The organism is Wolbachia endosymbiont (group B) of Xanthorhoe designata (assembly GCF_964028585.1).
Lineage (GTDB): Bacteria > Pseudomonadota > Alphaproteobacteria > Rickettsiales > Anaplasmataceae > Wolbachia.
On sequence record NZ_OZ034794.1, the window covers coordinates 134,503 to 157,073 of the forward strand.

General features: G+C 34.4%; 25 protein-coding genes and 5 tRNA genes. 15 read left to right on the forward strand and 15 right to left on the reverse strand.

From position 1 onward, the window contains the following. Positions 1-81 precede the first annotated feature (81 nt). A complete protein-coding gene (locus ABWU64_RS00655) occupies positions 82-927 on the forward strand; it encodes a rhodanese-related sulfurtransferase (RefSeq protein ID WP_353279641.1) in 846 nt (281 codons plus the stop codon). Here ABWU64_RS00655 and ABWU64_RS00660 read toward each other — a convergent pair. Then, a complete protein-coding gene (locus ABWU64_RS00660) occupies positions 924-1,337 on the reverse strand; it encodes a hypothetical protein (protein ID WP_341815535.1) in 414 nt (137 codons plus the stop codon). The two genes, ABWU64_RS00655 and ABWU64_RS00660, sit on opposite strands and share 4 nt — an antisense overlap. Before the next feature lie 137 nt (positions 1,338-1,474). Between ABWU64_RS00660 and ABWU64_RS00665 the strand changes: the two genes are divergently transcribed. Further along, the gene (locus tag ABWU64_RS00665) at positions 1,475-1,633 is read left to right on the forward strand and encodes a type II toxin-antitoxin system RelE family toxin (RefSeq protein WP_353279642.1); all 159 of its coding nucleotides are present in this window, start codon (positions 1,475-1,477) and stop codon (positions 1,631-1,633) included. Between the two features lie 538 nt (positions 1,634-2,171). Here ABWU64_RS00665 and ABWU64_RS00670 read toward each other — a convergent pair. From ABWU64_RS00670 to ABWU64_RS00690, 5 genes are all read right to left on the reverse strand, one after another. Then, positions 2,172-2,258, reverse strand: a tRNA-Ser gene (locus tag ABWU64_RS00670). A 31-nt stretch (positions 2,259-2,289) separates the two neighbouring features. Continuing rightward, positions 2,290-3,087 (reverse strand): DUF2163 domain-containing protein, encoded by a 798-nt coding sequence (locus tag ABWU64_RS00675; RefSeq protein WP_353274431.1) that lies wholly within the window; start codon positions 3,085-3,087, stop codon positions 2,290-2,292. 48 nt (positions 3,088-3,135) lie between these two features. Beyond that, complete coding sequence (locus ABWU64_RS00680) at positions 3,136-3,345, reverse strand: type II toxin-antitoxin system RelE/ParE family toxin (RefSeq protein ID WP_353274429.1); 210 nt, start codon at positions 3,343-3,345, stop codon at positions 3,136-3,138. Positions 3,346-3,411: 66 nt separating this feature from the next. Next, on the reverse strand, positions 3,412-3,636 hold the full coding sequence (locus tag ABWU64_RS00685) for a TA system antitoxin ParD family protein (protein WP_341815532.1): 225 nt from the start codon (positions 3,634-3,636) through the stop codon (positions 3,412-3,414). Positions 3,637-3,754: 118 nt separating this feature from the next. Beyond that, a complete protein-coding gene (locus ABWU64_RS00690) occupies positions 3,755-5,767 on the reverse strand; it encodes a porin (protein ID WP_353279644.1) in 2,013 nt (670 codons plus the stop codon). A gap of 334 nt (positions 5,768-6,101) precedes the next feature. Between ABWU64_RS00690 and ABWU64_RS00695 the strand changes: the two genes are divergently transcribed. Beyond that, positions 6,102-7,415, forward strand: a complete 1,314-nt coding sequence (locus ABWU64_RS00695; RefSeq protein WP_353279645.1) for a lipase family protein — start codon at positions 6,102-6,104, stop codon at positions 7,413-7,415. 42 nt (positions 7,416-7,457) lie between these two features. Here the strand turns inward: ABWU64_RS00695 and ABWU64_RS00700 are convergent, their stop codons facing one another. The 4 genes from ABWU64_RS00700 to ABWU64_RS00715 form a co-directional block, all read right to left on the reverse strand. Next, positions 7,458-8,285 (reverse strand): 3'-5' exonuclease, encoded by an 828-nt coding sequence (locus ABWU64_RS00700; protein WP_341815529.1) that lies wholly within the window; start codon positions 8,283-8,285, stop codon positions 7,458-7,460. Next, positions 8,278-9,162 (reverse strand): GTPase Era, encoded by an 885-nt coding sequence (era, locus tag ABWU64_RS00705; RefSeq protein WP_015587961.1) that lies wholly within the window; start codon positions 9,160-9,162, stop codon positions 8,278-8,280. The genes ABWU64_RS00700 and era overlap by 8 nt, the downstream gene beginning before the upstream one ends. Positions 9,163-9,206: 44 nt before the next feature. Further along, a complete protein-coding gene (locus ABWU64_RS00710) occupies positions 9,207-9,662 on the reverse strand; it encodes a hypothetical protein (protein ID WP_341815528.1) in 456 nt (151 codons plus the stop codon). Between the two features lie 100 nt (positions 9,663-9,762). Continuing rightward, positions 9,763-9,835, reverse strand: a tRNA-Gly gene (locus tag ABWU64_RS00715). Positions 9,836-9,985: 150 nt separating this feature from the next. Here ABWU64_RS00715 and ABWU64_RS00720 point away from each other — a divergent pair. The 4 genes from ABWU64_RS00720 (at position 9,986) to ABWU64_RS00735 (ending at position 11,963) form a co-directional block, all read left to right on the forward strand. Beyond that, a complete protein-coding gene (locus ABWU64_RS00720) occupies positions 9,986-10,606 on the forward strand; it encodes a ribonuclease D (protein WP_353279646.1) in 621 nt (206 codons plus the stop codon). A 79-nt stretch (positions 10,607-10,685) separates the two neighbouring features. Beyond that, the gene (gene trxA, locus ABWU64_RS00725) at positions 10,686-11,012 is read left to right on the forward strand and encodes a thioredoxin (protein ID WP_007302120.1); all 327 of its coding nucleotides are present in this window, start codon (positions 10,686-10,688) and stop codon (positions 11,010-11,012) included. A gap of 39 nt (positions 11,013-11,051) precedes the next feature. Then, positions 11,052-11,128, forward strand: a tRNA-Ile gene (locus ABWU64_RS00730). 553 nt (positions 11,129-11,681) lie between these two features. Continuing rightward, entirely contained in the window at positions 11,682-11,963 is a 282-nt protein-coding gene (locus ABWU64_RS00735; RefSeq protein ID WP_015587959.1) for a hypothetical protein, read from the forward strand. A gap of 15 nt (positions 11,964-11,978) precedes the next feature. On the opposite strand, the gene ABWU64_RS00740 is transcribed toward ABWU64_RS00735, so the two are convergent. Next, positions 11,979-13,100 (reverse strand): alpha/beta hydrolase, encoded by a 1,122-nt coding sequence (locus ABWU64_RS00740; RefSeq protein ID WP_135352986.1) that lies wholly within the window; start codon positions 13,098-13,100, stop codon positions 11,979-11,981. A gap of 181 nt (positions 13,101-13,281) precedes the next feature. On the opposite strand from ABWU64_RS00740, the gene ABWU64_RS00745 reads away from it, so the two are divergent. The 7 genes from ABWU64_RS00745 (at position 13,282) to ABWU64_RS00775 (ending at position 17,306) form a co-directional block, all read left to right on the forward strand. Further along, entirely contained in the window at positions 13,282-13,941 is a 660-nt protein-coding gene (locus ABWU64_RS00745; protein ID WP_015587957.1) for a CADD family putative folate metabolism protein, read from the forward strand. A gap of 70 nt (positions 13,942-14,011) precedes the next feature. Continuing rightward, a complete protein-coding gene (locus ABWU64_RS00750) occupies positions 14,012-14,371 on the forward strand; it encodes a dihydroneopterin aldolase (protein WP_353279648.1) in 360 nt (119 codons plus the stop codon). Then, positions 14,337-15,590 carry a dihydropteroate synthase gene (folP, locus tag ABWU64_RS00755; RefSeq protein ID WP_135352987.1) on the forward strand — a complete coding sequence of 418 codons (1,254 nt, stop codon included), beginning with the start codon at positions 14,337-14,339 and terminating at the stop codon, positions 15,588-15,590. The genes ABWU64_RS00750 and folP overlap by 35 nt, the downstream gene beginning before the upstream one ends. Beyond that, on the forward strand, positions 15,587-16,066 hold the full coding sequence (locus ABWU64_RS00760) for a dihydrofolate reductase (RefSeq protein WP_341815524.1): 480 nt from the start codon (positions 15,587-15,589) through the stop codon (positions 16,064-16,066). Before folP ends, ABWU64_RS00760 begins: the two co-directional genes overlap by 4 nt. 275 nt (positions 16,067-16,341) lie before the next feature. Further along, positions 16,342-16,677 carry a divalent-cation tolerance protein CutA gene (gene cutA / locus ABWU64_RS00765; protein WP_341815522.1) on the forward strand — a complete coding sequence of 112 codons (336 nt, stop codon included), beginning with the start codon at positions 16,342-16,344 and terminating at the stop codon, positions 16,675-16,677. Then, positions 16,668-16,742 (forward strand) — tRNA-Gln (locus ABWU64_RS00770). Before cutA ends, ABWU64_RS00770 begins: the two co-directional genes overlap by 10 nt. A 135-nt stretch (positions 16,743-16,877) precedes the next feature. Beyond that, entirely contained in the window at positions 16,878-17,306 is a 429-nt protein-coding gene (locus ABWU64_RS00775) for a hypothetical protein (protein ID WP_341815521.1), read from the forward strand. On the opposite strand, the gene ABWU64_RS00780 is transcribed toward ABWU64_RS00775, so the two are convergent. Both ABWU64_RS00780 and dapE read right to left on the reverse strand, forming a co-directional pair. Next, positions 17,303-17,593, reverse strand: a complete 291-nt coding sequence (locus ABWU64_RS00780) for a hypothetical protein (RefSeq protein ID WP_341815520.1) — start codon at positions 17,591-17,593, stop codon at positions 17,303-17,305. The genes ABWU64_RS00775 and ABWU64_RS00780 overlap by 4 nt on opposite strands. A 524-nt stretch (positions 17,594-18,117) precedes the next feature. Next, positions 18,118-19,314 carry a succinyl-diaminopimelate desuccinylase gene (gene dapE / locus ABWU64_RS00785; protein ID WP_353279649.1) on the reverse strand — a complete coding sequence of 399 codons (1,197 nt, stop codon included), beginning with the start codon at positions 19,312-19,314 and terminating at the stop codon, positions 18,118-18,120. A gap of 42 nt (positions 19,315-19,356) precedes the next feature. Between dapE and ABWU64_RS00790 the strand changes: the two genes are divergently transcribed. Further along, on the forward strand, positions 19,357-20,631 hold the full coding sequence (locus ABWU64_RS00790; RefSeq protein WP_353279650.1) for an iron-containing alcohol dehydrogenase: 1,275 nt from the start codon (positions 19,357-19,359) through the stop codon (positions 20,629-20,631). A gap of 554 nt (positions 20,632-21,185) precedes the next feature. Here the strand turns inward: ABWU64_RS00790 and ABWU64_RS00795 are convergent. After that, a tRNA-Met gene (locus ABWU64_RS00795) sits at positions 21,186-21,257 on the reverse strand. Continuing rightward, the gene (purB, locus tag ABWU64_RS00800) at positions 21,248-22,549 is read right to left on the reverse strand and encodes an adenylosuccinate lyase (RefSeq protein ID WP_353279652.1); all 1,302 of its coding nucleotides are present in this window, start codon (positions 22,547-22,549) and stop codon (positions 21,248-21,250) included. The genes ABWU64_RS00795 and purB overlap by 10 nt, the downstream gene beginning before the upstream one ends. Positions 22,550-22,571: the final 22 nt, after the last annotated feature.

Consider the following 22,571-nt stretch of genomic DNA (forward strand, 5'->3'; position numbering starts at 1 on the left):
ATATCCAGTAATTAACAGCCGTCCTATTGAATATCTTCATAATTTTATATATTATGTTTTAAATCGATAAACTAATTAATTATGAGTTTTGTCATTGCAACTTTCTATCATTTTGTAAAACTCTCTAATTATTATGACATGAAAGACGAAATAAAAGTTGCATGCGACAATGTTGAATTAAAAGGCACTATACTTCTTGCAGAAGAGGGTATCAATGCAACCATATCTGGAGAAAGGAGCGCAATTGATAAAATATTTGATTTTCTACGTTCTGATGACAGGCTGAAAGGTCTTGCGTGGAAAGAGAGCTCGGCAGAATATCAACCATTTAGTAAGATGAAAGTAAGATTAAAAAGAGAAATTGTAAATCTTGGTGTAAGTAATCTCGATATTTTCGTTAGAGGTCAGTACATTGATCCAGAATATTGGGATGATTTTATCTCTCAACCTAACGTTTTAGTAATAGACACACGAAATGAATACGAAGTAAAATTAGGCAAGTTTAAAAATGCAATCAATCCACACACTCAACGTTTTCGCGATTTTCCTCGGTGGGCAGAGTCATTTTCTGAGAGTAAAGACCCGAAAGTAGCTATGTACTGTACTGGTGGAATCAGATGTGAGAAATCTACAGCATATATGAAAAGCGTTGGATTTAAAGATGTTTACCATCTTAAAGGCGGTATTCTTTCCTATCTTGAAAAAACTGGTAATAAAAGTGGTAATTGGGAAGGCGAGTGTTTTGTTTTTGATGATAGAATTGCTGTTGATCACTCACTCGCCCCAAGTGATAAAATAAAATGCATATTCTGCTCAAGTAAAGTTTCAACTGATGAGCTGAAATCAGTTCCACGTGGCCAAGTGGTTTGCTCTGATTGTAAATCTTTAAGTATTGAAAGAAATTCAGAATATAACACGAACCTTTAACAACTTATTGCTTCTTGCATATTTGTAACCTTAATTTTGTCAAGGCATTTACCTACGACATAGCCCGCTCCAGCTCCAAGTAATGCACCAACTATAGCAAATGCAATCAACACTACACCAGAAACGCCAATAAGAGCTAAAGTTTCTTGCCCTAAACAACATCCTGCAACTAGACCAGCAACTAAACCAATTCCTACACCTATGCATATAGGTTTCATATTATTACTAATATTTCTACCTTTCCTATATTGTATACTATGATCAGTATCATCATCTTGAAAAGCGAATTCTTTGATATCTTTTCTTTCTTTTATAAAATCGATAAGCTTACATATTTCTTTGTTACTTGTGTCGTTACGCAAATCATATAAATTTATAATACCATCGTTTACATATTTTTCAAAACCCATTTTATTTTTCCATACTATTAGAATATGTTTTTACTACACTGATTATCTTAATAATTGGTAAATTTCCATACAAGAATAAGTAGATAATCTTACCACTATAGGTGAGACTAAAGCGCTATAAGATTAAATTCCTGAAAATGTTAGTAAGAAGAGCTTTTCCAAAAACAATAAAGTTAAGAGTTGAAGAGATAGTAAAAGAGCGACTTACAGTTAATCCAATTGATTTTGATGAATCGTTTTGTTACAAACTCAAAGGATACAGAAGACTGAGAACTGGCGATTATCGTATCATGTAAATGCTGCAAAGTATGAAGTGTTTCAATAAAACACAGAAAAGACATTTACGAATCTGAGGCTCCATACTAATATCCTTCCAGTATTAATTTACTGTAACCTTTCCGTATGATCTAAGTTCTGAACCATTTGATCCAAAAAAGACAATAAAGGAATCATATTTGGATGAATACGATTACATGTCTATTTAATAAAAAAGTTTTATTTTTTCCTAAAATTTTCAATAAAGAATTATGTTGACATATTATGGTAGGTTGGATATATACCATCATTGGCTTTTGCTGATGTTAGGGAGAAATGACACATACTAAGTATAGTACTGCAAGATATTGTTAGGAATAGGGAAGGTATGCTGGCTACTGGATTGTATTTCTACTACTCTTCTTCATCAAAAATCAAGAAGGCTCTGCAACTTGATAACTCTATTCTTTTATTGACGTAGATGACTCTGAAAAATTGCGGAGCTGAAGTGCTAATGCTATATGGTTATTACGCTCAAGAACAAAACGGAAAATCCTATGTTATACTAGAAATAATGTGCGGAAAGGGGGGGATTCGAACCCCCGACATATTTTCATATGTGCACGCTTTCCAAGCGTGTGCTTTAGACCGCTCAGCCACCTTTCCATACTTATTCATAATATTAAAAATTATGCTGCTAAACAACTGGTATATATGGTTCGCCACGGAAATTCACAGTATTGTTAAACTTGTTTTTGCACGTTAAAAACGCTTTATCACAACCTGCAAGTATCAAATATTTATCTCCGGTAGAAATTTGATATGGAGGAGAAGCAAATAATGTAACTACTTTATTTTTGTATTCTTTAACTACAACTTCAAATGTTGCTGAACTAAAGAATTTTACCACTCCGTGCTTATAATATCCATCACTTTCGATTAAATTAGTGTCTTCAAATCTTCTTTCATCTATCACTTTAGTAATTGTGCTTATTCTACTAAACTTTTTAGCATCAGCTTTACATCTATCATCGCAAAATTGTGCCCTGCATACAGGAGAATATAGCTCTGTTATGCTTCTCTCAAGCTTTGTCGCAAGACCTCTAATTTCAGCGATAAACCTCCCGCTATTTAATGTTACTTTGCCAAAAGTTCCTGCATGCAAATTCATAATTCCCTGACTCAAATCTTTATAGTTCACAAGAAATATTTCAATATTTGCAAAGTCATACCTTCCTGATAAAACATCTTTTTCTTTAATATCAGCACTATTTAATATTCCTTCAATTTCTAGATTATCAGTTCTCAAATCGCTATTTAATATTATACTGCTGGCTATAAAACCGCTTGAAGATTTATAGAGTATATTATTGAGATTTAAATCTTCATCATAGTCAGTAAATCCCATTACTTCTCCACCTACAAGTGTTAATTTCCAGCAAGTAGCGATGGTAAGTAATTCTCCAGCTAAATGACTTTTTAATTTGGTTTGCATAGGGGCCTCCTATAAATAATGGTAGAAAAGAAACGGCTGCTATGTTGACTAAACTCGCTTCTTCAGATCTCTATAAAAATTCTCATGTGGAGCAAGGGCAAGAAGTGTTAATTCATTATTTTGTTCATTATAAAAATAAGCTAACAAAGTAAGTTGATTAAAAATAGAGAATTTGTATACACGAACACCTGCAAGGTCACCTGACTTTAGTTCTCCGATACATGGATTATCTTTATATTTGCTTGATAGCTTCTTCAAGTTTAGGTAGTTGACTGTTATGCAGCTTTTTCATTGACCGCTTAAAAGTGTTGGTAAGAAGAACCTTCAAAATTTTGTAGATTTATACTCCTCAACATCACCTGATTTTGCATCTTCGGTGCCTGAAAGGATTTCTTTAATGATGTTATAGCTTAGCTCAGGGTTATCTTCAACAACTTGACCAATTTTAGCCCAATGCTCAATTTGTTGTGGTACGGAACGATTTTGTAACATGGAATGAGATTGTACTATTTTCTCAAATTCTCCATCAAGATTTACTGTTATATCCATGATATTGTTACTTCTACTCTAAGCTATTATACCATATATTGGAAATTTTTTCAATATAAATAATTTTCATCTGGAAGTACACACCACATTAAATTGTGGTGTGTATTACTAAGACTAATTAGAAAGAAAACTTCACACCAGTAAGTAAAAGAACTCCTTGGTTAGAAGGTACATCAGCTTTATTTTTATCTTTCACTGCGCCTTTTTCATCAGTTCTAAAGTAATGAAGAGCTGCATAAGGAACAAACTTGCTCTTATTGCAAGAAGATAGATCATATTGAACACCAAGTGCAACATCATGAAGCATATCTCCATCATTCATTCTACTGCCAAAGTATGTCAAGCTTGTGTAGACATTTTCATATTGATAACCAGCCCCTGTAGTCCAATACATGGTATTGTTATCGAATTGAGCTAAGCCTGCAATTCTTTTATACTCTTCATTATCTTTGCCTTGAACATCCTTTTCAGGAATTTGTTTATAGCCATTACCACCATCTTTGATTTTAATATCCTTTGGTTGACCAGACTTGCCCAAATATGCAAAAGAGGCAGCAAATTTTACGGCTTGATCTTCATCAATCTTATAATCAGCGCTTGCACCTAAGTTAACACCCATCAGGTCATTGTACTCCACAAATTCCTTATAAAGATGCTTATCTTTATTTGGTTTTTTTGCCTTACCATACTCACCAACTACAGAAGTTTTAACTTTTATATTATGCTGACTAAAATCATATTCATACGATGTACCAGCACTTACTATATGCTCATAATCCGGTCCAACATGTCTTACATCATTCTCTTCTTTCACAATGAATAAATTATTATCATAGCGAGGTGAGTAGCTAAGACCAAATCTTGCGCCCATATAACTTGGTGAGTAGTAAGCAACTCTAAACGGCAATGTGGTCATAACCTCTTTGTTATACTTTCCTGCCATACGGAAGGAGAGTTTTTCGCTCTCGCTCGAGAAGCTTTCAGTATAAAGACGTGGTGTTACGTAAAATGGAAAGTTTGCAGCACTTCCTTCTAAATTCACTTTTCTAAACCAATCACTATCTGCAGCTCCGTCAACGGTTGCAACTCTTGTTGCATCAAGTCTCATCAGAGACTCAGGACCAAATTGATAGCCAAGTTTCAGATCACCATATTTTGAGTTCAAAAACACATGTGCACTTCTACCTCTTGCAGCATTCACACCTTGTGATGCTCCTTTACCTTCAGTAACTGGAACATGAAATTGCACATTGGCGCCATAAACAAGTCCTAAGTCTTCGTTTTTGTTTTCAGCTCTTAAGTGCAATATTGCATCTGAAATCATGCCCATGTTTTCGCTGTAATCACCAATATTTCCTATCCCTTTAGGAAATATTAGATTTGCTCCTTTTATACTATCTTCAGTATTATTAAAATAATCTGTATATTTTCCCGGCATAATATTATAATGCTCATAGCCACTTAGCCCATAGTTACCATAACCTTGAGAATCAATAACACCACCGAAAGTTATTCTTAAACCATCCCCTTGATTAGTATTGATAATATCAACCCCACCAACTGAAACAACAGGACTTGCCTTACCTTTTTCCCCTGTATTGCTGTTAACAACTTTTACATCCTTTTTTATATCTTTAGCTTCAATTTTAGCATTCTTAGTTTTAGAACCCTTAATTTTTGACTTTTCTACATTAGAATTTTTAACTTTCAGGGCTTTCGCTTTTGAAGCTTCTATAAGTTTTGCTTTTTTCTCATTTGCTAGCCTAATTTCTTCTTTTTTCTTTTGTTCAGCTGCTAATTTTAGTTCTTCTTTCTTCTTCTTTTGCTCAGCTGCTAATTTCAACTCCTCTTTTTTCTTCTGCTCAGCTGCTAATCTTAATTCTTCTTTTTTCTTAAGCTCTTCAGCTTTTTTTCTTGGATCAGCATTACATATCCTGTCCATTTTTTCTTTTAGTTTTTTATTTGACGTCTTCATCACTTCCATCTTTCCAGAAGCTTTGATTGACTCGTTACTCTCTTGCTTTTTTACTTCCTTTATACTCTCGTCAGAAAAGTCACCAGCAAAGCCACTGAAAGAACATAAAGTTAATAGAGAAACTAGAGCAGTTCTAGTATAAATAGATTTTTTCATGAAGTGCCCCCAAAAAATTTCAAAATCATAACATAAATAGTATAAAAATGTTGAAAATTCAACTTAAAGCAACCTTATAGCGAAAATAAAAGTAAAATGCAATACTTTAAAAGCAACTTTCTTAATACGCTCAACTTGTATATTAACCAAAATTTAGCACAGAGGTTTGCTTGTTAGTGTATTATAACTCTATACTTATTCTATTTCTATGGAAGTAAAATTTACTCAAGTGAAAGTACACAAAGGTTAAAATATTAATATAACTATTGACAATAATATTAGTTTATATTATAATTAGTGAATTATTGTTTTATTTTTAATAATCAAGGTATTTATGGATTTTAGTTTTTTACGAAATTGGTTTAGCACTACAGGTGCTGCTACAGGCTCAGAGCCAGATAATACTGAACAGCCAGACTCTATTTCAGTAGATGATGGCAAATACGAGATGAAAGAATATGACGATGAATTTGAGATCATTGAAGATTATGAATTTATAAATCGTGCTGATCCAAATGAGCCATGTTCTTTACCTTCTGACTATAAAACAGATGAAAGTATTATAAAAATTGCAGGATTTGATAGAGAGAAATTATTAGAAATGGGTAATTTCTGCAAGATAAGCTATGGCGATGATGATGGTAAATTAAGTAAAAAAAGATGTAACAACCTAGCTCAAAGAGTATACAAAACTGAATTTGAAATTGTAGAAGATTTTGAAATTGTTCCATCTACTGAAAAAATGTATAAAACTAGAGCTGAACTTATCAGCGAAGGTTATGAAATTACTCCATTTGGTAATAGCTTTGAAAAAGATGCTGGTCATGTTTTTATAAAAGGTAAAGAAATAACAATAGCTTACCATGGTACTCGTTTGAGCCATGGTGTAAACGATGGAATCACTGATATAAATGTAGTTTTTACTACTTCAGAACTTTTATCTAACGGTGGAAGAATGCATAGAGGATTTTATAATTCATTTGTGGATTCATGGCCTAATCTTTATGGCATTTTGAAATCTCATGCTGAAAAACAGGGATCAGAAGTCAAAGATCTTAAAATTAATCTCACAGGTCATAGTATGGGAGGAGCTATTGCTAAGATAGCTGCTTTATCCCTCAATAAAACAGAAGGAGCTGAAGATGTTCATGTTGCAACTTTTGGTGATCCACGAGTTTTTGATCTTACTGCTAGTGAATTTTATAATGATGTTCTTCAAGAAAAAACCATTAGAGTAACTCAACATAGACAAGACCCAGTACCAGCGGTATCACCTGGTATTTGTGGTTATGCTCATGTAGGTGCACAATTGAGAATATCAGCACCTGAAGGATATTTTGTTCATCAAGTAGATGGTTATCATGAAGCCATTAAAATAATGGATGAAAATGACTTCCGGTCAAACAATAATGTTTCTCTCTTTTACTACCCTTCGAGAATATTAAGTCGAATTAACTGTGCAGTTTTAGGTAATGCTCAATATTATGCTGCTAATTTAGGTGATTATATTCTTGGTAAGCAAAATTTTTTCGAGAAAGTAAAAAAGGAATACCAAGATAAAAACTTAGAAAATTTTTCTAAGTTTGAACAAGCAGAAGTTAAGCAGATGGCATATCAAAATGTCTTTTCTACTACAAGGAGTTTATAACTACTATATGGAGCAATCATTAGATTGCTCTATAGCATCTGTTCATTTAAATTCAATATAAAAATTTTCACCAGAAGTTATTTTCCATTCTTCTTTAAATTTCTTTAGGTGTTCTTTTTTTTCGCATTCCAAAAGCAGTTCTTCTATGCTCTTATTATAGCTTTCTGTAGTAATTCTTCCTTGATGATGCATGAATCTCAAGTAAATTAAATAAGTGTTAATCACATCTGTTTCACAATAATCGCGAATCTCTTGTATTTTGCCACTATCGTATAAGCCCATAACTTGTGACCCATCGACTCCAATCTTACCAGGAAGATTAAATGCTGCGCAAACTTCGTTCATCTTCATTCTTGCAGAAGCTCCAAAATCAGAGAGAGATTCAAGCAAATCACAATGCCAATCACTACTGTACCTCTGATTGTAACTATTCCACTTATCGCCAGCTTTGTGAAAATATTCTGCTTGAATGCCATGAACCATAGCACGGTACTTCAGTACCGGTATATCAAAAGTGCGTCCATTGAACGAAACTAGTCTTGGCTTTTTCTCTGATATGTAGTTAAAAAATCCCTTTACTAGCTCTTTTTCATTGGAGTTTACTGTGCCTCCAGATCTTATTTCTTGTAGTGTGAACATTTCATAACCGCTCTGGCGTGTTATATTACAAAGTAAAAAACTAATGACTACAACAAGGTGGAAGGGCTGACGCAGAAAAGAGTTTTGCCCGTTTGTTATTTCAAGATGATATTTTGTTAATGCGTCCCTCTTTTCTTCTACACTGCTATCATCACTAATATTTAGTAAATTCTTACAGGAATTTACATCTGGTATAGTTTCAATATCAAATACCAACAAAGAATTAAGCATTACTTATATATTCCTCAGGGCGATCAGTCCAAGGTCGCACTTTTACGAACAAAAAGAGATGAACTTTGCACTCAAATAACTTTTCCAATTCTGTACGCGCCTCGATATTAATTTTTTTTATGCTACTGCCGTCTTTTCCTAGCACTATTTTCTTATGATTATCTTTCAATACAAATATGATCTGTTTTATGACTAAACTCTTATCTTTTTTTTCCTCAAATTGTTCAGTTATAACAGCTGTAGAGTATGGCAATTCTTCACGTAGGTTCAAGAATAACTTCTCTCTTGTAATTTCTGCTGATAAAAAATCAGCTGAGGAATCGGTTACTTGATCTTCTTCATAGAACCAAGGGCTTATCGGTGCAATTTCAGATAAGTAATTCATCAAATTAGAAAGTCCATCATTCTTCAGTGCCGATATCGTAAAAATTTTTTCAAACTTATAAAGCAAATTTAGGTGCTCATGTGCCATCTTGAGCTCTGATTTCTTTACTAAATCAGTTTTATTGATAACCAAAATGCATCTGCCTTTTGTGCGCTCCAGTCGTGCAAATATCGTTTTTATTCTTTCTATATTTTTTAGGTAATTGTTTACATCAACAAGCAACAAAGTAATGTCACTATCCTTAACTGCTCCCCATGCAGATTTGACTAAAGCTTTTTCAAGATTTGTTTCTGCTGAAAACACTCCTGGAGAGTCAGTAAAAACAATTTGCGCATTGTTGCATATAGCAACACCCCTTACCTGCGTCCTTGTTGTCTGCACTTTAGGGGTGACAATTGCAATTTTCTTGCCTACGATACTGTTAATTAGCGTTGACTTTCCAGCATTTGGCAAACCAGCTATCGTTACAAATAAGCACTTTTCTTCTTTCACAAAGAAAATTATAAAGAAAACCGAATGCTAACGTCAATTGATTATTATATAACTTGCTCTTTCTCTTCCCCTTTTGAAGAAAAACATTCAACTACAGGTGATATAATATACTCATTCACTTTTTTAGCTATTGGTTCAATAATATAAGCTATTGCAATTAACCCTGCGATTACTGATATGGGTGCTATCAACCCACCCGCTAAAGCTGCCGATCCCATTCCAAGCATTGCACCAGGGAAAATAGCCATTGCAGCTGCAGCAAGACCAACTCCAATTGCAGTACCTACAGCACAAAAACAAGCAGTCTGAAAAAAGACTTCTTTGGAGAGTCCTCTATTAGAGATTATCCGACATGCAAGTAAGGCTGCCGGAATCGCAGCAACAATTCCACCCATTACTAAAGGTGATAGAGCTGTAAAACTGAGTCCTAAACCTGTAAGTGCTCCTATTGTTGTAGCTATACCTAATCTAAATAACATTCTTTTAGTATCATTGTCCATATAACCCTCTTAAATAATAATTTTCTAAAAAGCTTTTAGCTACTTTAAGCATGGCTGAACTAGTTGAATAAGTGAAGCAATTTTTTTATGTTAAAAGAAGAGCGGGAGAAGGGGTTCGAACCCTCGACCTCAACCTTGGCAAGGTTGCGCTCTACCAACTGAGCCACTCCCGCAATGAAAATTTACTTATTCTTATTATAGGTGCATATCATAATTTGTAAACCCTACATACATGAAAATCATGAGAGCGCGTTTTCTATGATCTTTTCGTATACTTAAACTCATTTTTGATTATTGTATGTGTTATAAAACATATTAAATTTATGAGAATATTTATATATAAAGACGACCTGCCAGCCAGTGCAATACCGAATGATATAAAATCTATAGCTGTTGATACAGAGGCAATGGGTCTACTTCATAGCAGAGATAGATTATGCCTTGTTCAGCTCTCTTTCAATGATGGCAACGCTCACTTAGTTCAATTCAAAAACGATTATACAGCTCCAAATTTGAGAAAAATATTAGAGGATAAAAATATAACCAAAATATTTCACTTTGCGCGGTTTGATGTAAGCGTAATACATTATTATTTAAAAACTTGGGCACTGCCTTGCTATTGCACGAAAATAGCCTCACGTTTAGTTCGCACTTATACAGATAGTCATAGCTTAAAAGAGTTGTGCTTAGAACTACTTGATATAAAATTAAATAAGCAACAACAATCTTCTGATTGGGGAAATGAAAATTTAACAGACAAGCAAAAAAGTTATGCTGCATCTGATGTTTTATATCTTCATAGAATAAAGGAAAAGCTAGATTTAATGCTAGAACGTGAAAATAGAAAAGAATTAGCCGAAAAGTGCTTTGAGTTTCTTCTTACTCGTATTGAGCTAGATTCAATGGGTTGGGGGAATGTAGATATCTTTAATCATCAGATATAATCACTTCACTTGAATCCAAAAAAATTTAGTTGATCAGCTGTTAATTGATACGCTATATTTATAAAAATTTAGGTATTTTATGAGTGATGATATTAAAGCGGTAAATGATCAAAATTTCGAATCTGAAGTTGCTAACCACAAAGGATTTGTGCTGGTAGATTTTTGGGCAGAATGGTGTGGACCATGCAAAAGTCTGATGCCACGTATCGAGCAATTGGCTGAGGATAGAAAAGGCAAGATCAAGATCTGCAAGTTCGACATAGATGGAGAAACTGAGGTGCCAAGTAAGTATGGAGTTCAATCTATACCTACTTTAATCATATTTCAAGATGGTAAGGAAATTGCACGCAAAATTGGCGCAATAAATGATTTACACAGTTGGGTTGATAGTGAAATAAGCGAGTAGACAAATTTCCTTTTGCGTGTATTATAGGTGTTGATAAAAGGGATTGTAGCTCAGTCGGTTAGAGCAGTTCGCTCATAACGAATTGGTCGTAGGTTCGAGTCCTACCAATCCCACCACTATTGATACAATTGCAAGGCCTACCCTCTTACGTAAAATTTTTGCCTTGTTATAGTACGTGGTTGTTAGTGTTTGAAAACTCCATGATATTAGATTCCTTGCATAACTGGAATTCAAAAGTTCCAGCGCGGTTTTCTTATTGGATCCCAGCTGGGATGACGCCTGGTTATGAAAGAAATCTATTGTCAAAAAAAATTACTTCCGCGTATTTTCAATCTAATTATAATTAAAGTTAGAGATATTTTAAGAGCTCAAAAATTTATCTTTGTCTGCAGACTTTCAATTAACTTTTCAATAAAAAACGTAGCGTATCTTTTTCAGCGTATATACACGTCTGTCATATATGCGCTGCATTTTTTTCTAATCTTTTTATACAGGAGGATTTTATGTTCAGAATTCCAGATATTTGACCTTTACCTTAGCTAATAAAAACCAACTGGCGCCTTTGGTTTTTATAAAGAAAATCTAGGAAATAACCAAAAACTGTTTCCAGGCATAAATTTGCCATGTATACCTAAAAAGTAATGATATTAGCATAATGTTCATATTTGTATGCTAATATTAATAGCATTTAAATTGAAGAATATTATGGAACAACAAGCATCAAACAAAGAGAAAGGGATTGAATTTAGATATAATCAATGTAAGCAGAAATGCCATTCCTACAAAGCAAAACGGACAGACCAAAAATGCCTAGATAAATGCTATGAGAAGTACGTTTCTAAACTTTATCCACAAATTAGTGAGAAATTATTAGCTAGTGAAAACAATCTCTATGATGAAAGCACAAAATTATCACTTATGGCAGATACTCTAGATGCAATGTTTTTTTAATCACAAAAGAAACGCTTATTTCAATATTTGCAGAGATGTTAGCTTTTTAGATATACTCTGACTTATTGAATAATTCTTTAAATTGGTAAAATACTGTTTCTTTTCCTCTATTTCTTTTTCACTATTCTTTTCAAATATCACTTCTGTTTTTATCTCCTGATTGAGCGAACCCTTCTTTTTGAAGTAATCATCTGTGAATTCTAAAAAGAGTGAAGTTAGCTCAGGAAGAGTGTATTTGTGTTCACTTGATGAGCACAATTCTGTAATCGGAGAAAAGTGAATATCATCTGCCTTAATAGGTAGTAACGATAGAAACTTATTCCAGCATTTTCTCATTATTCCAACTTCAGGTTCAAGGTTTTTTATTTTAGCTAAGTTGGCATGTTCCATGAAAAACTCTTTGTATTGCTCAAAACCTTCAAAAGTTTCTTTTTTTTGGTAGTTTTTTTTCCTATGACTTTTTTCTATATCAGAAATTTTAGTACCTATATTTGCCTGCTTACTAATAAAGCCATCGTTCTCTAGATTAAAACAAATTGTGTATGGAGTAATATCGTTTACTATTGTATGTGGCTTAAAGTGCCAACCAAAGCATTTGAGTATGAATTTTATTATAGGAGGAAATAGCCATTTAGGTTTTGATATGTGTAGTAATTTCACTACAAGTTTTTTGAATGAGCTAAAGGATTTATTGATAATGCATCTTAAATGAATATTGTCATCTTTTTTAAACTTTTTATAAACCTCCGCAGCTATTGGTCCTCCAGCACAGCTTCCATACAGTACTATATTGTCTGGGTGAATGCCTTGCTTTAGAAGATCTGAAATGACTTCAATTCCTGCATTTACTCGATTTCGACCGTTTAAAGAATGGCCTTTGCTTTTTCCAGAACCAGGAAAATTAATAAGGTGAACATCCATACCTGCTTCAGCTGCCCAATTCCATTCACTTTTGTCTTCATCTGGCTCTTTTTCAAAAGTATATGTAAGCCCTGGAAAGTAAACTATATGCTTTTTCTTTCTGCTATCTGCGCTGCTCTTCGAGTTTGACATCACTATCTTTTGAATTCGCATTCCATTTTGAACTTCTACGAACTCTTCCCTAGTTTTTATTGTGTTTTCTTCTGTTACCTTCATTTTGCGTTTTTCACTACACTGATCTAATAATACATGGAACTTTTAAAAAAATCAATTTTTACTAAAAAATTAACCAATAACGCATCTATCTTTATATGTATTGGAATTAAAGTAGTAGTGAGAAATGCCTCTTGACATTTGATAAACCTAAACGTAGCCTAAAACAATTTAGTGTTTATTTATGACATTTGTTCAATCACTTAATAATCAATTAGATAGTTTTCACTTATTAAAACACCCATTTTACGAGTCATGGAATGAAGGTAGCTTAAGCCTGCAGGCTCTGCAAACCTATGCTAAGGAATATTATCACCATGTTGCTGCTTTTCCTCGTTATATCAGCGGTATACATTCCTTGTGTCCGAATTTGAAAATGCGGCAAGTTTTACTTGGTAATTTAATAGAGGAAGAACAAGGTGACGAGAATCACCCAGAATTATGGCAGCGTTTTGCTGAAGGACTGGGAGTAGCACGTTCAGAGCTTTGTGAAAATGCACAAATTAAGGAGACACGAGAATTAGTTGATGGTTATTTTGACATTGTAAAATCAGATTTTGCAGCAGGTCTTGGAGCTCTGTACGCTTATGAACGTCAAACTCCAGAGGTTTCTAAATCTAAAATTGAGGGTCTGAAAAAACACTATTCAATAAACGACGAACGTCCTCTCAAATTTTTTACCGTTCATATGGAAGCTGATGAGTGGCATTCTGAAGAATGTGCAAACCTTATTGCAGATTTAAGCGAAGAAGAGCAAGAGAAAGTCATGCAAGGCGCTAAAAAAGGAGCAAAACTCTTATGGGGTTTTCTTGATGGCATGATGAATGTTGATGTTTGTCATTAATTATAAGTAGATACTAAATTCAGTGGTAGCATGTAATCTTCTTATATCTGATTTACGGCTTTGGGTTCATTTGGGATGTAGTGCAGAAGAGAAATTTTCTCCCCAATTGGTGAGTATTGATGTTGATTTCACTTTTAAATCTCCTCCTTCAGGGCTTACAACTGATCAACTTAAAGATACTATCTGCTATTTGGAAGTAGTGCAAAATATTCAATCTCTTGTTCAGGGCAAGCAATTTAATTTAATCGAGCATTTAACTCATGATATATACAGGATGATTAACGACCTTTTTATGCAAAAAGAGCATTCTGTCAGGGTGACTACTCACAAAATCGCACCACCAGTTCCTGGTGTGCATGGGGGCGTTTTTTTACTTACTGTAATGAATTGCAAGAATGATCTATATTTCTATTGGATCAAATATAGGTAATCGCCTTTCCCATTTACAAAGAGCTACTGAGTTACTAAAGAAGCGCTATTTAAAAGACTTAAAGTCTTCGATCATTCTAGAAACTAAGGCTATTTTACCAAATGGTGCTCCACCTGATTGGAACAAGCCATTTCTCAACATGATTGTCTATGGAAGTTGTTCTTCTTCTCCTGAGGAGCTACTAAAAGGCTTAAAACAAATCGAATGTGACATTGGTCGTCCACAGACTCATGAAAAATGGGCACCTCGTGTTATTGATTTAGATATTTTGTTATTGGATGACTTAACGCTTGATACGCCTGATCTTAAAATTCCTCACCCAGAATTAGTAAATAGACCATTTTTGCTCCACTTGATGGCAATGGTTAACAAAACCTTTGCTTTCAATGTTCAAGACTGTTTTTCAAAGAGTTTTACGCTTTCACCAAAGCTTATGGGTATCGTCAATATTACCCCTGATTCATTTTCAGATGGTGGTCTTTATTATGATGCGAATCGAGCAACCAAGCAGGCATTGCAGCTGGTATCAGATGGTGCAAGCATAGTTGATCTTGGAGCTCAATCAACAAGGCCTGGAGCTTCAATAAAGACGCCAGAGGAAGAGTATGAACGTCTAAAACCAGTACTTGATAATCTTAGCGACTATATGAAAAATGGTGATATTGAAGTCAGCATTGATAGTTTTTGGCCAGACGTTATTTTAAACGTTTTGAAGCACTACAACATTGCCTGGGTAAATGATCAGAAGGGAGATCTGAATGATCATACTCTAAAAGCGATTGCTAGTAGTGGGTGTAGTGTCGTTATTATGCATTCACTTTCGATACCACCACATAAGGACAATATTATTCCACATGATATTGACCCAATTGATATCATAAATAATTGGGCAGAGGAGAGCATTAATAGGTTACTTGCCCTTGGTTTTGATGAAAGTTCAATAATTATTGATCCTGGTATTGGTTTTGGCAAATCTATGTATCAGAATATTCAGATTTTACGCAGTATAGAAACTTTACAAAATTTTGGCTGCAAGGTTTTAGTTGGCCATTCCAGAAAGTCATTTATTTCCTCTTTTTCCATAGAATCTCCCTCTAATAGAGATTTAGAAACAATTGCTACATCTGCTATACTGCAAAATAAGGTTGATTTCCTTAGAGTGCATAATGTACGCGACCACATGAGATTTTTTGTAGCCCAAGCTGTCTTAAAGGGATGAAGATTATTGGAATTATGGCTGTTGACCCTAATGGGGTAATTGGAATAAATAATGATTTGCCCTGGCGTTATCCAAGTGAGTTTAAACATTTTTGTCAAGTAACCGACAAGCAAGTTATTGTGATGGGAAGAAAGACATTTGAAACCGTGCCTCAGAGCATACTAAAGAATCGTACACCTATTGTTTTCTCCCGTAACAAGTGTTTTAATAGAGGCCCAAAATGTACTGTTGTCTCTTCCATGCAAGAATTTCTGTCAATTCAAAGTAGTTCTCAAGTCTTTGTGATTGGTGGGGCACAAATAGCACACCTTTTTTTAGAGCATAACCTAATCTCAGAATTTATTATGACTGAAATGCATAAAACTTATAAAGGTGATACGTATTTCAATTTAGCACTCCTTGATCAGTGGAATAAAACTATTCTCACTAAAACTAAAGACTATACTATATGCAATTGTGTCCGTTCGGCAGAATAGTAAAATTATTAGCATAAAAGTAATCAACATTTCTAATGAAAGCTGGATTCCAGTGTCAGCTACTTGGATAACATTCCACTATGTCATTCCAGCACTTGATGCTGGCATCTAGATGAAAAAATGGATCCCAGTGTCTAAGTACTGGGATGACAAGAGGAGAGCTACTAAATGACATCTTCAATTTCTGTGTGTCAAGCGCTGAAGAAGTCTCTTCTATTTTCTCTTGATGAATAAATCTAAGTGAAGTATAGTGAAGTGCATTTATTTAGCGTTTGATGAGTAATTTAGTTTTAGTCTATACAACTTTTTCAAGCTTGAAAGAGGCTAAGGCTATTTCTGAAGAATTGTTAAATGAGAAGTTAATTGTGTGTGTAAATATATTTCCTGAGGTAAATTCTCTGTATCTATGGGAAGGTAAAGTTAATAGTAATTGTGAAGTAGTGGCAATTATGAAGAGCAGGAATGATCAAACTGATAAGATTGTAGAAAAAATCGAGGCAATGCATTCTTATGATCAACCAGCCGTTGTGATAATACCCATAGGAAAAGCGAATAAATCTTTTACTAATTGGGTTAATAATGTTATTGATATAAACAATATTGGGGTGTAGCCAAGTGGTAAGGCAGCGGTTTTTGATACCGCCACGCGAAGGTTCGAATCCTTCCACCCCAGCCATATTGAAGTTTGCGTAAAATGATATCACTTTTTTATAAATTAAGGTTATTTAATTACATACTGGGCAGTTTGAAAGATATAGTTGTTAAGCTATTTCTTTTCACTCTGTATCTTTATACATCGAGCATTATGCTCATGTTTCTCACCAGTGGCTTTTGGTATGCTGTAGAATTTAGCTCTTTCAAAAATGCATTTTACCATTTATATCAATATTTAAAATGGTATTATGAAAATAGAGATGATTTGGGTTATGGAGTTTCTATTAGAATATTAGTAGCGTTTCTTACTCCACATTTTCTCTACAAATTATTTCCTAGCACAGGCTGGAAGTCTTTTTTCAAGCAGAAGATAGTTCAGATACTCAGCACAAGAAGAAAAATGAGTAATAAACCAAATGGCAGTAGTTATGGTTATAGTAATAAGAACAGTTACGGTAACAATAATCTTCAAGAGGCAGAACGGAAAGTGAATATGATAAAGCAGCTATTAATCCAAGATATAGATGAAGCTATAGAAAAAAGATTAAATGATATTTTTCTTGGTGAGAGGGGTAAACCTCATTAAAAGGGCTTTATCTTTTTTAAAATTGGCTGTATTTTATTTTTTACGTATAACGGATCGCAGTCAGCCAGTATACATGTTTCAACAAAATCTTGACTAAAGTCTGACAGCCAGGAAGTTGCTTTACGTTTCTCTACCAAGCTTTCTGTTTTTTTACAGTTACTTGCTGCATCAATCGTTGCCTGTGATATCACTGATTGCCACAGTATGAAGTACCTTTGTATATCATCTAAAGTGCTATTTGCTTCATGATGGTGAAAAAATTCTTTGAAATTGAAGTTATTTGACATTATGTACCTCTTTAAGTTGAAAATTAGAATTTGAAGTAGTGCGACGTTATCTTGCTGAAGCGGTCATGCAAGCCTTTATGACAGTCAGACCGGGTTTTGTATGAGCTATAAATGTTTAAGAAATTCTCAGAAGCATCTGGGTAGGTAGAGCCGGTTAGCAAAATAAGGTAGACGAGAAAAGACAACTATAGAAAAAAATGATCAATGCGCGACACTGGAAAATTCATCACAAACAAGACAACATTTTCGATCAAAAATCAGTGTCTGAGCACTGGCATTATAAAGGAACCTATGTCAGCTACTTGCATGACACCGATTTCTCTCTTATACTTTTTTTGTCTATCTTATTTTGCCACTCTGCTGAACAGATACCATATAATTTTCGCTAATAAGCTTTTTACTGAGTTTTTGTTATTGAGCTTGCACAGATCAAAGACAAGTTTTGAGTCAAAAATACCCTTAATATTATAATAAGGGGTTGGTAAAATGTGTCTAGTAAGTTTTCTTCTCTATCCAACTGCACCTCAAGCTAATAATGGACCATCAGGCGTATTACCAATTACATTGATCTGGTTTAATATTTTATTAGTGGGGTAAAAATAATTTTTTATAAACTCCTTATATATAGCTGTTAATTTATGTATATCGTCTACTGATACGCATTCATTTACCTGATGTGCGGTTTTGTTGATCGTACCAAATTCAATTACTGGACAAATATCCTTAATAAACGCAGCATCAGATGTGCCACCATTTGTACTCAGCACAGCATCAATACCAGTAATTTTATTTATCGCATCAAGCATAATATCAGTATTTCTATCAGGAGTAGAGAGAAAAACGTCCCTGCTGCTCTGCATAGAAAGTTTATAATCGTTAGTTACATTGGCGCATATTGCATCAATCATCTTATATAAAACGTCCGGTGTTTGTGTATTGTTATATCGAATATTGAAACCTACTGCTATTGAACTAGGTATTAGATTATTAGTATTATTTCCAACGTCGATAGTAGTAATTTCGCAATGTGAAGGCTGAAAATATTTATTACCAGTATCAAAAGTGGTATCTTTTATCTTACTTAATATCGATATCATTTTATATATTGGGTTATCCGCTAGGTCTGGGTAGGCAACGTGCCCTTGTTTACCATGGCAAATCAATTTAAATGTTGCAGAACCTCTTCTACCTATTTTTATGGTATCACCTAATTTCTCACTACTCGTTGGTTCTCCAACTATACAAAAATCTATCTTTTTTTGCTTGCTTTTCATCCATTCCAAAACGGCCTTTGTTCCATGTTCTTCCGTGCTTTCTTCAGCGCTGGTAATCAGCGCACTGATTGAACCACTAAATCGAAACTTCTCTGCAACGAAATCTACCATTGCAGAAATAAATGCAGCTACTCCGCCTTTCATATCAGCTGCTCCTCTTCCATATAGCATTCCATCTCTAACTTCTGGCTTAAATGGATCAGATATCCAATCTTTTAACTCACCTGGTGGTACAACATCAACATGTCCAGCAAAACACAAGTTTGGTACTCCATTTATATATTTCGCATAAAGATTTTTAACTTTATCACCAAACTCCAAAATCTCGCATTCAAAACCACTTTTCTTGAGAATGGCTGCTATATGCTCTATTGCTCCATCGTCTTTTGGTGTTATACTTTTAAAAGAAATTAATTTCTTAGTTAGTTCTACAGGGTCAATCTTCATATCAATCTTGAAATACTAACATTACCGTATTGTAAACATTCTATGCGATATTTAAAACAAATATTACAGCACACAGAACAAGTGCTTATTAGGGAAGTAACAGTACTTGCTGATAATATCTATGAAATATGTAGACAATACGGAAATGACATTTTTCTGATTGCAGATGAAAATACAGCAAAACTTTTAAACAAAAACATACTTAATAAAGTTTCTCATTTAATTATTCCAGCCACACCTATCATTCCAGAGCGTGACACTGGAATCTATGATGGATCGCAGTGTCACGCTACTTGGATGACACCAAATAGACTGAACAGCGCTGCTTCCCTCCAAGCTGTAAACCTAGTTAGAAATAAAGCAAAAGATAGTGACTTAATGGTTGCATTTGGTAGTGGCGCTGTTAATGATATCTGCAAATATGCAAGCTACCTCGAGAAAAAAGATTATATATCGTTCCCAACAGCCGCTTCCATGAATGGATATAGCTCTGCAAACGCTTCAATATTAGTTGATGGATATAAAAAATCGTTCGGAGCACATCTTCCAAAGGCAATATACATTGATACCGATATAATTGCCAATGCACCACCACGTCTCACATTAAGTGGATTTGCAGATTTCATCTGCCGTTCAACAGTACAAGCCGATTGGCTATTATCTCATCTATTACTTGGCACAGAATATAATGAACTCCCCTTTAAACTTGTTCGCAATCTGGAGGAAATTTTGCTTAGAGAACACCTGGCACTTGCTAAAAAAGATAAAAGAGTAGTTTTATTACTTATGGAAGCCTTATTGATTTCAGGACTCGGAATGGTGATGTCAAAAGGCAGTTACTCTGCAAGTCAAGGAGAACATATGATAGCTCATGCAATTGAGATGGTAACACAGGATTATTCCTCCTCGTTACATGGGGAAAAAATTGCTGTGACAACGATTACCATGGCTAACTTGCAAGAGGAGATATTGTCAATACAAAACCCGATTACCAGACCGATCACTTTAGATGTAAAACATATAACTCAGTGCTTTAGTAATACCGAATTTATAAAAATTCTAAAGCAGAAGCAAATGATGCAGCAAAAAATTCAAGAGATTATTTGCAAAGAATGGAGTAATATTTCTAGTTTAATTAAGCAAAATTTACTATCTGCAAAACACCTGCAGAAAGTATTTGAAGATCTATCAATTCCGTACTTACCGGAGCATCTTAATTGGAACAAAGAGCAATATTGCAAGGTAGTCAATCTTACATTTGCAACAAGAGATAGATTTACCTTTCTTGACCTGGCTGGTTGTATAGAAAAAAGTTAGATTTTGTGTATTCGTTCAGTAGGGTAGCAAAATAAGATAGACAAAAACACAGTAACAAATGGTGTCATGCAAGTAGCTATCCAGCCTTTCTTAACAACAAAAATTTAGCATGACTTTTGTGCTCAAAAAACTTCTGGATTCCAGCATCAAGTGCTGGAATGACATGGTGAAATATTATTCAAGTAGCCTCTGTCCCAGTGCCTATTCGGTGTCATTCAAGTCAACTCTTTTCTTGTCATCCCAGTGCTTTGACACTGGGATCCAGAAAACTTCACTTTAAATGAGTGCATGAGATTGTCTTTATATAGATGCCAGTGTCAGCTACTCGGATGAAATTCATTTAGTTGTCTTTTCTCATCTACCTTACCACTTTCTTGAACGGATACCATTAGCCATTCCCCTGAATAGATACAACAAATGTTGTATCTTTATCACTTCACATACATTATTCCATATACTATATGAACAACTGAAAAAAAACTTCAGTTAATTGACAATGAATCACGTTATTTTGTCAAATGCGCTGCTACCGCCAAACCATAGCTTAGCTTGAGTGGCTGAGGAGGGATTTGAACCCCCGACCAAGAGATTATGATCCTCCTGCTCTACCACTGAGCTACTCAGCCTCATTAAAAACCTTGCTATATATATGATCTATATGTTTCGTATAATACTTCAAATCAAACAAAGATTCAAGTTTTTTAGAGTTAATAACTTCAAGTAAGAATTTATCTTGTTTCAGTTCGGCCAGAAAATCACTATTGTTTTGTTTCACTTTCATTGCATTGCTCTGAACAATTTTATACGCCTCTTCCCTCGCCAAACCACTATTTACCAACCCGAGTAATACTCGTTGTGAAAAAACCAAGCCTTTTGAAGAATTTAAGTTCTTTTCAATATTTTCCTTATTGATCACCAATTTATCTATCAAATCTGTTAATCGCACTAAAGCAAAATCCATTGCTATACAAGCATCAGGAGCAATGCACCTTTCCACAGACGAGTGCGATATATCTCGTTCGTGCCATAATGCAACATTTTCTAATGCAGGAAAAACATAGCTGCGTATTAAGCGTGAGAGCCCAGTCAAATTCTCACTTAAAATAGGATTACACTTATGCGGCATAGCAGAACTTCCCTTCTGACCAGTGGAAAAATACTCAGAAATTTCTCCAACTTCAGTTCTTTGCAAGTGACGTATTTCAACGGCAATATTCTCTATTGAACTTGCAATCACTCCTAAAACTGAAAAGAATATTGCGTGTCTATCACGAGGAATGACTTGAGACGATATGGTTTCAGGTATAAGTCCCATTTCTTTCGCTACATACTCTTCAACAAACGGATCAACATTTGAAAAATTACCTACTGCACCTGATATTTTACAAATCGAGATCTCTGTTTTCGCGCTAATTAATCTCTGATAATTGCGTTTAAATTCAGCATAAAATCTAGCAAATTTTAATCCAAGAGTTGTTGATTCTGCATGCATTCCATGACTGCGCCCAACACAAACAATATTTTTATAGTCCTCAGCCTTTTTTTTCAGTGCTGCAAGTATATTTTTTAAATTTTCGAGCAAAATATCACATGATTCCTTTAACTGAACCGCAAGGCATGTATCTAAAACGTCAGAACTTGTCATTCCGTAATGGAGATAACGAACATCAACTCCCGCTTTTTCAGCAATATATGTCAAAAAAGCTATAACATCATGTTTTACAATGGATTCAATTTCGTTAATACGCTCAATATCAAATTCAATAGCACCAGAGAGCTTTTCAGCAACATCACTTGGAATAACTTTTAATTTTGCTTGAGCTTCACATGCTAATTTTTCTATTTTGAGCCATATGTTGAACTTATTTTTTTCTTCCCAAATAGAAGAGATTTCTTTGCGGCTATAGCGTGGGATCATTTTTGATTTATTCCAATAATGG

What these genes read in the sequence shown, in the direction of transcription:
- ABWU64_RS00655 (WP_353279641.1), top strand. Translation starts at nt 82, where the DNA reads ATGAGTTTTGTCATTGCAACTTTCTATCATTTTGTAAAACTCTCTAAT.
- ABWU64_RS00660 (WP_341815535.1), bottom strand. Translation starts at nt 1,337, where the DNA reads ATGGGTTTTGAAAAATATGTAAACGATGGTATTATAAATTTATATGAT.
- ABWU64_RS00665 (WP_353279642.1), top strand. Translation starts at nt 1,475, where the DNA reads ATGTTAGTAAGAAGAGCTTTTCCAAAAACAATAAAGTTAAGAGTTGAA.
- ABWU64_RS00675 (WP_353274431.1), bottom strand. Translation starts at nt 3,087, where the DNA reads ATGCAAACCAAATTAAAAAGTCATTTAGCTGGAGAATTACTTACCATC.
- ABWU64_RS00685 (WP_341815532.1), bottom strand. Translation starts at nt 3,636, where the DNA reads ATGGATATAACAGTAAATCTTGATGGAGAATTTGAGAAAATAGTACAA.
- ABWU64_RS00690 (WP_353279644.1), bottom strand. Translation starts at nt 5,767, where the DNA reads ATGAAAAAATCTATTTATACTAGAACTGCTCTAGTTTCTCTATTAACT.
- ABWU64_RS00695 (WP_353279645.1), top strand. Translation starts at nt 6,102, where the DNA reads ATGGATTTTAGTTTTTTACGAAATTGGTTTAGCACTACAGGTGCTGCT.
- ABWU64_RS00700 (WP_341815529.1), bottom strand. Translation starts at nt 8,285, where the DNA reads ATGCTTAATTCTTTGTTGGTATTTGATATTGAAACTATACCAGATGTA.
- ABWU64_RS00710 (WP_341815528.1), bottom strand. Translation starts at nt 9,662, where the DNA reads ATGGACAATGATACTAAAAGAATGTTATTTAGATTAGGTATAGCTACA.
- ABWU64_RS00720 (WP_353279646.1), top strand. Translation starts at nt 9,986, where the DNA reads ATGAGAATATTTATATATAAAGACGACCTGCCAGCCAGTGCAATACCG.
- trxA (WP_007302120.1), top strand. Translation starts at nt 10,686, where the DNA reads ATGAGTGATGATATTAAAGCGGTAAATGATCAAAATTTCGAATCTGAA.
- ABWU64_RS00735 (WP_015587959.1), top strand. Translation starts at nt 11,682, where the DNA reads ATGCTAATATTAATAGCATTTAAATTGAAGAATATTATGGAACAACAA.
- ABWU64_RS00740 (WP_135352986.1), bottom strand. Translation starts at nt 13,100, where the DNA reads ATGAAGGTAACAGAAGAAAACACAATAAAAACTAGGGAAGAGTTCGTA.
- ABWU64_RS00745 (WP_015587957.1), top strand. Translation starts at nt 13,282, where the DNA reads ATGACATTTGTTCAATCACTTAATAATCAATTAGATAGTTTTCACTTA.
- folP (WP_135352987.1), top strand. Translation starts at nt 14,337, where the DNA reads ATGATCTATATTTCTATTGGATCAAATATAGGTAATCGCCTTTCCCAT.
- ABWU64_RS00760 (WP_341815524.1), top strand. Translation starts at nt 15,587, where the DNA reads ATGAAGATTATTGGAATTATGGCTGTTGACCCTAATGGGGTAATTGGA.
- cutA (WP_341815522.1), top strand. Translation starts at nt 16,342, where the DNA reads ATGAGTAATTTAGTTTTAGTCTATACAACTTTTTCAAGCTTGAAAGAG.
- ABWU64_RS00775 (WP_341815521.1), top strand. Translation starts at nt 16,878, where the DNA reads ATGTTTCTCACCAGTGGCTTTTGGTATGCTGTAGAATTTAGCTCTTTC.
- ABWU64_RS00780 (WP_341815520.1), bottom strand. Translation starts at nt 17,593, where the DNA reads ATGTCAAATAACTTCAATTTCAAAGAATTTTTTCACCATCATGAAGCA.
- dapE (WP_353279649.1), bottom strand. Translation starts at nt 19,314, where the DNA reads ATGAAGATTGACCCTGTAGAACTAACTAAGAAATTAATTTCTTTTAAA.
- ABWU64_RS00790 (WP_353279650.1), top strand. Translation starts at nt 19,357, where the DNA reads ATGCGATATTTAAAACAAATATTACAGCACACAGAACAAGTGCTTATT.
- purB (WP_353279652.1), bottom strand. Translation starts at nt 22,549, where the DNA reads ATGATCCCACGCTATAGCCGCAAAGAAATCTCTTCTATTTGGGAAGAA.